This is a genomic window from Pseudomonas sp. NPDC096950, from assembly GCF_044762525.1.
GTDB lineage: Bacteria > Pseudomonadota > Gammaproteobacteria > Pseudomonadales > Pseudomonadaceae > Aquipseudomonas.
The window spans coordinates 18,545-30,537 of record NZ_JBIWEL010000011.1 but is presented as its reverse complement, the minus strand read 5'-3'; the positions used below and the strand labels follow the sequence as shown (position 1 = coordinate 30,537).

8 protein-coding genes are annotated in these 11,993 nt (G+C 60.3%); 4 read left to right on the top strand and 4 right to left on the bottom strand.

Translation table 11 applies throughout. The annotated features are described in order from the left end of the window. Positions 1-3 precede the first annotated feature (3 nt). A complete protein-coding gene (locus ACIQY3_RS17840) occupies positions 4-1,005 on the top strand; it encodes an alpha-xenorhabdolysin family binary toxin subunit B (protein WP_403021763.1) in 1,002 nt (333 codons plus the stop codon). Positions 1,006-1,059: 54 nt separating this feature from the next. Here the strand turns inward: ACIQY3_RS17840 and ACIQY3_RS17835 are convergent, their stop codons facing one another. Both ACIQY3_RS17835 and ACIQY3_RS17830 read right to left on the bottom strand, forming a co-directional pair. Next, positions 1,060-1,821, bottom strand: coding sequence for a tetratricopeptide repeat protein (locus ACIQY3_RS17835; RefSeq protein WP_403021761.1), 762 nt, complete (start codon positions 1,819-1,821; stop codon positions 1,060-1,062). Then, positions 1,818-2,498, bottom strand: coding sequence for a Fe2+-dependent dioxygenase (locus ACIQY3_RS17830; protein ID WP_123598738.1), 681 nt, complete (start codon positions 2,496-2,498; stop codon positions 1,818-1,820). Before ACIQY3_RS17830 ends, ACIQY3_RS17835 begins: the two co-directional genes overlap by 4 nt. Before the next feature lie 207 nt (positions 2,499-2,705). On the opposite strand from ACIQY3_RS17830, the gene ACIQY3_RS17825 reads away from it, so the two are divergent. The 3 genes from ACIQY3_RS17825 to ACIQY3_RS17815 all read left to right on the top strand — a co-directional run bounded on the left by ACIQY3_RS17825 (position 2,706) and on the right by ACIQY3_RS17815 (position 8,295). Beyond that, entirely contained in the window at positions 2,706-4,964 is a 2,259-nt protein-coding gene (locus tag ACIQY3_RS17825; RefSeq protein WP_403021758.1) for a TonB-dependent receptor, read from the top strand. A gap of 169 nt (positions 4,965-5,133) precedes the next feature. Continuing rightward, positions 5,134-7,659 carry a PepSY domain-containing protein gene (locus ACIQY3_RS17820; protein WP_403021756.1) on the top strand — a complete coding sequence of 842 codons (2,526 nt, stop codon included), beginning with the start codon at positions 5,134-5,136 and terminating at the stop codon, positions 7,657-7,659. Between the two features lie 270 nt (positions 7,660-7,929). Continuing rightward, positions 7,930-8,295, top strand: a complete 366-nt coding sequence (locus tag ACIQY3_RS17815) for an endonuclease domain-containing protein (RefSeq protein ID WP_403021754.1) — start codon at positions 7,930-7,932, stop codon at positions 8,293-8,295. A 239-nt stretch (positions 8,296-8,534) separates the two neighbouring features. On the opposite strand, the gene ACIQY3_RS17810 is transcribed toward ACIQY3_RS17815, so the two are convergent. Then, positions 8,535-10,076 carry an alkaline phosphatase D family protein gene (locus ACIQY3_RS17810; RefSeq protein ID WP_403021752.1) on the bottom strand — a complete coding sequence of 514 codons (1,542 nt, stop codon included), beginning with the start codon at positions 10,074-10,076 and terminating at the stop codon, positions 8,535-8,537. A 168-nt stretch (positions 10,077-10,244) separates the two neighbouring features. Continuing rightward, positions 10,245-11,984: a PTS fructose-like transporter subunit IIB gene (locus ACIQY3_RS17805; protein WP_403021750.1), complete on the bottom strand. Its 1,740-nt coding sequence runs from the start codon at positions 11,982-11,984 to the stop codon at positions 10,245-10,247. Between the last annotated feature and the right edge of the window lie 9 nt (positions 11,985-11,993).

The window sequence follows — 11,993 nt, the reverse complement described above, 5'->3', positions numbered from 1 at the left end:
CTCATGACCACTCCATCTTATGTTACCCCTGACTTCGCCTTGATTCGGGAAAGCCGTGAATTCATTCGTTATCAATCGATCGTCGGCTCCGCCAATTTATACATCAAAGCACTGAGCGATGAACTGGTCGGGCTGAATGCAGCCGTCAGCAGCACCGACCAACTGGTCGCCAATGCGATTACCTCGGCCATCACCGCGCTGGAAACCGAGGACCTTCACGAAAACCTCGAGGCCCTTGCAGTATTGACCGGCCGTGAAGCAAACGAAGGTGTGAAAAACGCTATCAAGCAGTATTCGAAAACCGCCAATCAGCTGATGGAACTGTGCACCAGCCAAATTGCAAAGTTGTACACGCAACTGCAAAACGGCGTGTTCAATGTCCAGAGCATCACCATCAGCAACAACCGTTTCCGACTGGCGGAGCTGGCAGACAAACAGGTCAGCCTGAACAAGGAGTTAACCACGGAGCAAATGCCACTGGACGCCCTGCGTGGCGATGAAGACATCTTGAACGAAGCCATCAAGGTCTTCGAAAAGCTGACCTTTATCGATCGCGTCAAGCCGTTGCTGGAGCAACTGACGACGCTGATCGGCAACAAGCCGGAAACGCCTGAGACCGCGGCCATGAAGGCCGGGCTGATTGTCGCGAACAAATTCCTGGATGAAGCCAACGAACTGACCAAGTACAGGGATTTACTCAAGGCCCGCCAAATCATCCAGGCCCGGATTGATCAGCGCCAGGAACGAGTCACGTCGCTGAAAGCGCAATTACGGGACGTTAACGACAAGACCCGGCAGCTCAATGACACCCAGAAAGTCGTTCCTCACCAGCAAGTCTATGTGCATGAAGCCAACAAGCTTGTTGAGTCGCTGTCGGCATTCCTGAAGTCGGGCAAGCCCGCTGCGAATGAAGACATGCTGGCAACCGGCAATCGCCTGATCAAGGAGTGTCACGCGTTACGCGCCTACATGAATGTCCTGCAAGGCCGCTGGATGCGAGGCTGATTCTCAACCTTCACGGCACATCGGACCATCCGGCGATGGGACGATGTGCCGTCGTTAAATCAGGTAGCTGGTGAGTTCAACAAGCCGCTGCCGATAGGCCTGGGCCATGGCGCGAATCTCCGGATGCCGTGCGCCCAGCAATGACTCGCTGCTGACGCGCAGGAAATTGATATTCCCGCCGGCCAATGCCTTTTGCAGCCAAACCAGCGCCTCCTCGATAAGCCCTTCATCCGCCAGCAACGACGCATAGCTGAACTGCCCACGAAAATCCCCGCCGAGTGCCGAACGGCGATACCAGTCGCGGGCCGCCTGCGGATCCGCCGGACATAACCGTCCGTCTTCCAGATAACGCCCCACCAGGTTCATCGATTTCGCGTGGCCCGACTCAGCGGCACGTTGATACAGACTCAGCGCTTGCGCCTGGTCTTCAGCCACGCCACGACCGGTCGCCAGCAGATTGGCGTAGTTGTACATCGCCCAATCCAGGCCCTTCTCGGCCGCCAGTCGATAATGCCCCGCCGCCACTGCAGCATCGGCGGTGCAACCCCAGCCATGCTCATGGCAACGACCGAGCATGTTGCGCGCCATCAGGTGTCCGCCACTGGCGGCAATCCCGAACCAACGCACGGCCAGCGGCTGATCCTGCTCGATGCCCTGCCCGTCCAGCAGAATCTGCCCCAGCAATGCCTGGGCATCGAGTACGCCTTCGCGAGCAGCAATCAGAATCGCCTGGGCCGCCCGCGCCGGACTTTCCTCAAGCATGGCTTTGAGCCGATCACCGTCGAGGACTTCCTCGCGGCGCAGTTGATAACTCATACCTCGACCCAGCGGCGCAGCAGGTTGTGATAAGTGCCGGTGAGGCGAATCAGTGAAGGGTGGTCGGGCATGTCCTGGGTCAATTGCTGGATCGCGCCATCCATCTCGAACAGCAAGGCGCGCTGGCTGTCTTCGCGCACCAGGCTTTGGGTCCAGAAGAACGACGCATAGCGGGTACCACGGGTGACGGCGTTGACTTTGTGCAGGCTGCTGCCGGGGTACAGAACCATGTCGCCGGCGGGCAACTTGACCCGTTGGGTGCCGAAGGTGTCCTGGATTTCCAGCTCGCCGCCGTCGTAGTCGTCCGGTTCGCTGAAGAACAGCGTCGCCGACAAATCGGTGCGCACCCGCTCGATGCTGCCCTTGGGCTGGCGCACGGCGTTGTCGATGTGGAAATCGAAACTGCCGCCCGCCGTGTAGCAGTTCAGCAGCGGCGGGAAGACCTTGTGCGGTAACGCGGCCGACATGAACTGCGGATTTTTCCACAGCCGTTCAAGCATCGCGGCGCCGATTTCCTTGGCCAGCGGATGACCTTCCGGCAATTGCAGATTGTGCTTGGCCTTGGCCGACTGGAAACCGGCGGTGATCTTGCCGTCGGCCCAATCCGCCTGTTCCAGGGCCTCGCGGATGCGCTGCACTTCTTCTTTCGCGAACACGCCGGGAATGTGCAGCAACATGAGGACGACACCTGATTTCAAAGAGGCGCCAATGGTATTGATTCTTATTGACTGTGTAAAACCCCACAGACGAACGAGTCATCAAAAACCGTAAGGATAAATTGTAAAGAATGTAAATTCGTCGCGAATAGTAACGTTTCGCAATTGATACAAATACCTGTTTACCCTATATTCCGCGGCCTCAAATCCTTGGGGAGGGGAATTCACATGTCACGCCAACAATTACAATCACCGGTCAGTTCACCACGTTTGCTCGCGTCTGCCATTGGCATGGCGATCACTGCCGGCTCCGCTGGCCACATGGTGTTCGCCGCCGAGAAGACTGACGAAAAAGCCTCGGGCAATGCGATTTCCCTGGACGCCACCAGCGTGGTTGGCGAGCAGCAAGACACCTCCTACAAGACCGATACCTCGGCCTCGAAAAAGTACACCGCACCGCTGCGCGAGACGCCAAAAAGCGTCACCGTGATCCCGCAACAAGTGATCCGCGACACCGGCGCCACCAGCCTGGTCGACGCGTTGCGCACCACGCCGGGCATCACCTTCGGTGCCGGTGAAGGCGGCAACCCGGCCGGCGACCGTCCGATCATTCGCGGCTTCAACGCTGAAAGCGATGTGTTCGTCGACGGCATGCGCGACCCGGCGTCCCAGAGCCGTGAGATCTTCGATGTTGAATCCGTCGAAATCAGCAAAGGCCCGGGCTCGGCCTTTACCGGCGCCGGTTCCACCGGTGGCAGCCTGAACCTGGTGAGCAAGACCGCCAAACTGGGCAACTTCTACAACGGCGGCTTCACCTGGGGTTCGGACCAGACCAAGCGCACCACCCTCGACCTGAACCAGCAGATCAACGACACCTCGGCTTTCCGTCTGAACCTGATGAAGCACGAAGCCAACGTCGCCGGGCGTGACGCCGTGGACGTCAGCCGCTGGGGTGTGGCGCCGACCTTTTCCTTCGGCCTGGGCACCGACACCCGTGTGACCGTCGGTTACTACCACGTCGAAACCGACGATATGCCGGACTACGGCGTGCCGCTGACCTTGAGCCCGAACCGCAGCAAGTACCACGTCGACAAACCGGCCAACGTCAATAAAGACAACTTCTACGGCCTCACCGGTCGCGATTATCGCCAGACCGAAAACGACAGCGGCACGATCAAGATCGAACACGATCTGAATGAAGACCTGACCGTTTCCAACAGCTTCCGCATGTCCCGTTCGACCCTCGACTACATCGTCACCAACCCCGACGACAGCAAGGGCAACGTGGCCAACGGCAGCGTTTACCGTGGCTCGAAAAGCCGTAACTCGACGTCTAGCGGCTGGGTCAACCAGACCGACCTGAGCGCCAAGTTCAACACTGGCGCGATCGAACACAGCCTGGTCACCGGTCTGGAGTTTTCCTATCAGGATACTCACAACCGCCCGTATATCCTGACCTCCACGGCTGCTGGCACCACTTGCAACCGCGCACTGTTCAACTCCGGCGACTGCACCAACCTGTACAAGCCGACGCCTGGGGATAACTGGTCGGGCTCCATCAAAGACAGCAATGCCTTCACCGACACCGACACCAAGACCGCTGCGGCTTATGTGTTCGATACGCTGAAGTTCAACGAGCAATGGTCCCTGAACCTGGGCCTGCGCTACGACAACTACGAGACCGAATCCAGCGGCTACGCCAATGCCGGTCGTTCCACCCCGGCGGGCAGCTTCTCCCGGGAGAACACCACCGACCTGGTCAACTATCAGATCGGCGTGGTCTACAACCCGTTGCCTAATGGCAGCGTGTACGCGGCCTACTCCACCTCCAGCAACCCGGCCGGTGAAACCAGCGGTAACGGCAGCCTGGAACTGGCGGCGAACAACAGCGACCTCGACCCGGAAAAGAACCGCAACTACGAGATCGGCACCAAGTGGGACTTCTTCGGTGACGACCTGTCGCTGACCGCCGCACTGTTCCGCACCGAGAAAACCAACGCGCGGATCGACGATCCGGATGGCGCCACCACTCAAGTGCTGGACGGCGAGCAAACCGTCAACGGTCTGGAACTGACCTACACCGGCAAGCTGACCCGTAACTGGAAAGTCTTCGGTGGCTACACCTACATGGAAAGCGAAGTGGTCAAGACCACCCTCGCCGCCGACAAAGGCAACCATATGCCGAGCACGCCACGGAACAACTTCACCCTGTGGTCGACCTACGACCTGATCCCGGAAAAGTTGACCATCGGTGGTGGCGCAACCTTCGTCGATTCGCAGTTCGGCAACGTCGCCAACTCGGTGGAGATCCCGTCCTACTGGCGCTACGACGCCATGGCCAGCTACGCGCTGACCAAGAACGTCGACCTGCAACTCAACGTACAGAACCTGACCGACAAGCGTTATTTCGACCAGGTGTTCCAGACGCACTACGCCCACGTGGCGGCGGGCCGTACTGCCCTGCTGAGTGCGAACTTCCACTTCTGATTGCCAGCCACACCGCTCCCACAAGGGATGTGGGTGAGGGCTGAAATCAGCGCCAGGCCCCGTTCATTGAATTGAACGGGGCTTTTGTGCGTAATAAAGAATGTTTCTCGACAACCCACGGCATAATGCGCGCCGTGATGATGACTTTCGGACGAACAAGGCGAGTGACGTGTTGAAGAAAACCCTGTTCCAGTTGCACTGGTTTTTTGGCATCAGTGCCGGGCTGGTCCTGGCCCTGATGGGCATCACCGGTGCAGCCTATTCATTTCAGGATGAGATCCTGCGGGCGCTGAACCCTTCTGTGTTGCAGGTCGAGAAGCAACTCGCCGGCGTCCTGCCGCCTGCCGAACTGGTTGAACGCGTCGAAGCCGCCTCCGGCAAGAAAGTCTCGATGCTTTGGGTCGAGACCGACAGCGGCAACGCCGCGCGGGTGATCTTCACCCCGCCACCGGGCGAACGTCGTGGCGAGATGCGTTACTTCGACCCGTACACCGCCGAATTCCTCGGTGATGCCACCGGTCAGGACTTCTTCGGCCTGATGCTGCAATTGCACCGGTTCCTGGCCATGGGCGACACCGGGCGGCAGATCACCGGCGCCTGCACGTTGATCCTGGTGTTCTTCTGCCTGTCTGGCCTTTATCTGCGCTGGCCGCGCCAGTGGAACAAATGGCGCGCCTGGCTGACCCTGGACTGGAAGAAAAAGGGCCGCAGCTTCAATTGGGATCTGCACTCGGTGGCGGGCACCTGGTGCCTGATGTTTTACCTGTTGGCCGCGCTGACCGGGTTGTCCTGGTCCTACGAGTGGTACAACAAAGGCCTGACGCAATTGCTGTCTGACGCGCCGCAGAACGAGCGGGTTCGCAATCGTGGCCCGGCCCCGAGCGGTCCTGCGCCGAGCGCCGATTACGCGGCGATCTGGAGCAGCATCTACAGCGCCGCCGGCCCGAACCTGTCCGCCTACAACATCCGCATGCCGCCCCTGGCTGGCCAACCGGCGACCGTGTTCTACCTGCTGAACACCTCGCCCCATGACCGGGCACTGAACGAGATCAGCCTCGATCCGGCGACCGGCATCGTCAAACGCCATGACCGCTACAGCGACAAGAGCTTCAAGGCGCAGCTGCTGACCAGCATCTACGCGCTGCACACCGGCAGTTATTTCGGCATCGTCGGGCGGATCGTCCTGACGATCACCGCCCTGACCATGCCGCTGTTTTTCGTTACAGGCTGGTTGCTGTACCTGGACCGCCGGCGCAAGAAACGCCAGATCAAGGATGCGCGCAAAGGCCTGGTGCAACCGGGCAGAGACGCGCCGGCGTGGCTGATTGGTTTCGCCAGCCAGAGCGGGTTTGCCGAGCAACTGGCCTGGCAGACCGCCGGGCAATTGCAGGCCGCCGGATTGCCGGTGAAAGTGCAGCCGCTGGCGAGTGTCAGCGAGCAGGATTTGCGCGATTCGAACAACGCGCTGTTCGTGGTCAGTACCTTTGGCGACGGCGAAGCGCCGGACAGCGCCCGGGGTTTCGAACGCAAAGTGCTGAGCCAGGCGTCGAGCCTGGAAAGCCTGAACTACGCGGTGCTCGGTCTGGGTGATCGCCAGTATCAACACTTCTGCGGTTTCGCCCGACGCTTGCACACCTGGCTCGGCGAACACGGCGGCAAGACCCTGTTCGCCCCGGTGGAAGTCGACAGCGGCGACCCCTACGCCTTGCGTCACTGGCAGCAGCAACTCGGCCTGGTGACCGGACAGGCGCCGGTGGACACCTGGCAGGCGCCCAGCTACGACAACTGGACGCTGACCCGTCGCGAACTGATGAACCCGGACAGCTGCGGCTCGCCGGTGTACAAGATCGGCCTCAGCGCCCCGAGCACCAGCAGTTGGCTGGCCGGTGACCTGGTGGAAGTCATGCCGCGCAATTGCCCGTGGGCGATCGAGCATTTCCTCGATGGCCTGGGGATTGATGGCCGCGCCGCAGTTGAACTCGATGGCCTGTCACAACCGCTGGACCAGGCCCTCGCCAGTCGCCAGATGCCGGAGAACCGGGCGCATCTGGTCGGCCTGCATGCCCAGGCGCTGGTGCAGGCATTGGTGCCGTTGGCGATGCGCGAATACTCCATCGCCTCGATCGCCGCCGACGGCGTGCTGGAACTGATCGTCCGTCAGGAAGTGCACCCCGACGGCAGCCTCGGCATCGGCTCCGGCTGGCTGACCGAACATGCGCCTGTGGGTGGCAGCATCAGCCTGCGAGTGCGGCGCAACAGTGGTTTCCATCTACCGACCGAACCGGTGCCGATGATCCTGCTGGGCAACGGCACCGGTTTGGCCGGGCTGCGCAGTTTGCTCAAGGCACGGATTGCCGACGGGCAACAACGGCATTGGCTGCTGTTTGGCGAGCGCCAGCGCGAGCATGACTATTTGTGCCGTGATGAGCTGGAAGGATGGTTGATTGAGGGCGATCTGGAGCGATTGGACCTGGCGTTCTCCCGGGACCAGGCCGAGAAGATCTACGTCCAGGATCGCCTGCGCGAATCCGCCACCGAGCTGAAGAAATGGCTGGCCGACGGCGCGGTGATCTACATCTGCGGCAGCTTGCAAGGCATGGCCTCAGGCGTGGACCACGCGCTCAACGAAATACTCGGGATCGAAGAAGTAGACCGCCTGATCGAACAGGGCCGCTACCGCCGCGACGTCTATTAAGTCCAGCCCTCTCCCCAGGGGAGAGGGAGCCGACCGAGGTGTCTTGCGCGATACATCGACCTGAAAAACCGAGTCGAACTCAGGTATGGAAAACAACGACGATCAGCTCAGCGGCTGAGAGTCTAACTCAGCATTTGAACAACATGCAGATCGGCTCCCTTTCCCCCTCTCCCCCTTGGGGAGAGGGCTGGGGTGAGGGGTCGATCTCAAGCCAAACCCATAATCCCCGACTACAGTAAAACCTCCATCCCCTTCACAAGGACGTGAAGCATGCCCACCCGCCCCACCCTCGACCAACGCCAGTTCGCCCGCCATCTACACACCAATCAAACCGACTGCGAACTCCTGCTCTGGCAGAAACTACGCGCTCGACAAATCGCCAATCTGAAATTCCGCCGACAGTTTCCGTGCCCGCCGTATGTGCTGGATTTCTACTGTGCCGCTTTGAAACTGGCGATAGAACTTGATGGAGGGCAGCACTATGAAATGGCAGGCAGAATTCATGACCAGCGGCGTACGCTTTATCTCCAGCAGTGTGGGATTGAGGTATTACGGTTCAGCAATTTGGAAGTCATTGAACAGATGAGTGATGTGTTGGAGCAGATCATCAGGATTGCTACGAATCGGATGCCGTGATTCTGATCTGGAATCCACCCCTCACCCCAGCCCTCTCCCCAGAGGGGAGAGGGGGCCGACCGAGGTGTCTTGCGCTATACATCGACCTGAAAAACCGAGTCGAACTCAGGTATTGCAAACAACGAAAATCAGCTCAGCAATTTAGAGTCGAACTCAGGATTTGAACAATATGAAGATCGGCTCCGTTCCCCCTCTGGGGAGAGGGCTGGGGTGAGGGGTGGATCTTGAAGCCATCCACATCAAACCGGCTGCAACTTCTGCTCAAACACACTCACCCCATCCAAATCCCGTAACACCACGCTCATCTCCCCGCTCTGCCCATCAATATTCACCTCCCCAAAAAACTGGAATCCGGCAAACGGCGAGGTGTTCTGCGCTGGCGGTGCTTTTTCGAACACCACTTCAGGCCCAAAGGTTTTATCCAGTGGATTGGGCCCAAAGCTCCCGGCATTCAACGGTCCGGCGACGAACTCCCAGAACGGTTCGAAATCCTGGAACGCCGCGCGATCCGGGTGGTAGTGATGCGCGGCGCAGTAGTGCACATCCGCCGTCAAAAACACGAAGTTGCGCACCTGCTGTGCCCGCAGAAAACCCAACAACTCGGCGATTTCCAGTTCACGGCCCTGGGCCGGGCCCGGATCACCGTTAGCCACTGCTTCCCAACGCGCCACACCCGGGCTGACTTCGCCATCGGGCACGCCTAGGCCAATCGGCATGTCGGCGGCGATGACTTTCCATTGCGCATTTGAGGCTTTCAACGAAGTCTTCAGCCAGTCCAGTTGCTCACGCCCAAGGAAAGGTTTTTCACCGCCCAGGTTGTCATCATTCGCCCCGCGATAACTGCGCATATCCAGCACAAACACATCGAGCATCGGCCCATAGCTCAGCTGGCGATAAATCCGCCCGCCGTTGTCGGCGCTCTGCAAACGCATCGGCGCGTATTCGAGCCAGGCCTGGCGCGCGCGGCCGACCAGGCTGTGGATATCTTTGCTCTTGTAGCGCTCATCCAGTTGTTTGCCCGGCGACCAGTTATTCACCACTTCGTGGTCGTCCCACTGCCAGATCTGCGGTACTTCGGCGTTGAAGCGGCGGATGTTTTCGTCCATCAGGTTGTAGCGATAGTTGCCGCGATATTCGTCGAGGGTTTCAGCGACTTTGCTCTTGGCTTCGCTGGTGATGTTGCGCCACACGCGACCGCTTTCGGTGGTGAGTTGCGCCGGCACCGGGCCGTCAGCGTAGATGGTGTCGCCGCTGTGGATAAAGAAGTCCGGCAGGCGCAGGCGCATGGCTTCGTAAATGCGCATGCCACCGATGTCCGGGTTGATGCCGAAGCCCTGGCCGACGGTGTCGCCGCTCCAGACAAAACGCAGGTCGCGCCGGGTCGTCGGCACGCTGCGCAAGTGGCCGAACCAGGGCTCGCTGGCGACTCCGGTTTGGGCGTCTTCGAAATGCACACGATAAAAAATCGCCTGGTCGGCGGGCAGGCCGGAGAGTTCGACGCGGGCGGTAAAGTCAGTGCGCGAATCCGCCAGGGGCGAAACGAAACGACGGGGGTTGGTGAACAGGCTGCGGGTGTCCCATTCCACCACCATCCGCGCGGGACGGTCGCTGCGGCTCCAGACCATCGCCCGGTCGCCCAGCAGGTCGCCGGACTGCACGCCGTCGGTGAGTTGCGGCCGATCCTTGACCGAGGCGATCACCGCCGGCGCCAGGCCGGGCAGCAACAAACCGGCGCCGACCGCTTGCATGACACGCCGGCGGCCGAGGTTGAATTCGCTCATGGTGTTCTCCCTGAAAAAGGGAAACTTAAGCATGTGCGCATGACGCCCGTGTGAAAACACAATTCCCTTGTGGGAGCGGGCTTGCTCGCGAAGGCGTCGTGTCAGTCAACATCCTTACCAACTGACAGACCGCCTTCGCGAGCAAGCCCGCTCCCACAGGATTGGGTGTCAGGCGTTGACGGGTTCTACCGCCAACTCCACCACTTCCGGCCGCTTGATCACCGCATACACCACCGCCGTCAGCAAACTCCCCGCCACAATCGCCAGCAAATAAAGCAGCGCATGGTTGATCGCATTCGGGATCAGCAGCACGAACAGCCCACCGTGTGGCGCCATCAATTTGCAGCCGAAATACATCGACAACGCACCGGTCAGCGCGCCGCCCGCGATGCTCGCCGGGATCACCCGCAACGGGTCTTTGGCGGCAAACGGAATCGCGCCTTCAGAGATAAAACACAGCCCCAGCACAAACGCCGCTTTACCGGCCTCGCGCTCGGTCTGGGCGAACTTGCGCCGGGCAATAAACGTCGCAATGCCCAGGCCAATCGGCGGCACCATCCCGGCGGCCATGGTCGCGGCCATCGGTGCATAACTCTGCGACGCCAGCAGCCCCACGGAGAACGCATAAGCGGCCTTGTTGATCGGCCCGCCAAGGTCGACGCACATCATGCCGCCGAGCAACACACCCAGCAGAATCGCATTGGTAGTGCCCATGCTGTCGAGGAAGTGCGTGAGCGCTAAAAGCATCTCCGCCACGGGTTTACCGACCACATAAATCATCACCAGGCCAGTGAACAGACTCGCGAACAGCGGGATGATCAGGATCGGTTTCAGCGCCTCAAGACTCTGCGGCAACCGCGCATAACGATTGATCGCCTGGGCCGCATAACCGGCGATAAAACCGGCAATGATCCCGCCGATAAAACCGGCGCCCAGGGTGCTCGCGAGCAGACCACCGATCATCCCCGGCGCCAGGCCCGGACGGTCAGCAATCGAATAGGCGATGTATCCCGCCAGCAACGGCACCATCAACTTGAACGCGGTCTCGCCACCGATCTGCATCAGTGCAGCAGCAAGCGTGCCCGGCTCCTTGAACGCGGTGATGCCGAACACGAACGACAGCGCAATCATCAACCCGCCCGCCACCACCATTGGCAGCATGAACGACACACCGGTCAGCAAGTGTTTGTAGACGCCAGTCTTCTCTTGTTTGGCCGGGCCTTTCGAACCGCTTGAAGCGGTTTCCTGCTTGCCTTCAGCCAGGGCTTTGTTGAGCGTGGCTTCGGCTTGTTTCAACGCGATGCCGGTGCCGCAGCGGTAAATCTTCTTGCCGGCGAAACGCTCGGTGGCGACTTCGATATCGCAGGCCAGCAACACCACGTCAGCATCGGCAATCGCCGCTGCGCTCAGAGGGTTGCGTGCACCCACCGAGCCCTGGGTTTCGATCTGCAAGTCATAACCCAGACGCTTGGCCGCTTGCTGCAAGGCTTCGGCGGCCATGAACGTATGAGCCACGCCAGTCGGGCACGCAGTAATCGCGACCAAACGCGGGGCGTTTTTTGCGACTTCAGCAGGCTCGGCGACGGCTTCGGTGGCGACGTAGATTTCGGCCTCTTCCGCGCCACGACGCAGCACTGCTTCAACATCTTGCAGGGCTTGGGCCGGGGTGCTGCGGAACACCCGTTTACCGACGAATCGCGACATGTCCACGGGTGCACTGGTCACCAGCAACACCCACTCGGCGGACTCAATGGTCGCCGCCGACAACTGGCGCTCCGGGTGCGCCGCATCGTTGACTTCGACGCAGGTGCTCCAGCCCTGACGCTGAGCTGCGGCGTCGAGCAGCCGAGCGCACAGCACACTGGTGACCATGCCGTTCGGGCAGGCCGTAACAATGGCTAACTTCATGACAACCCC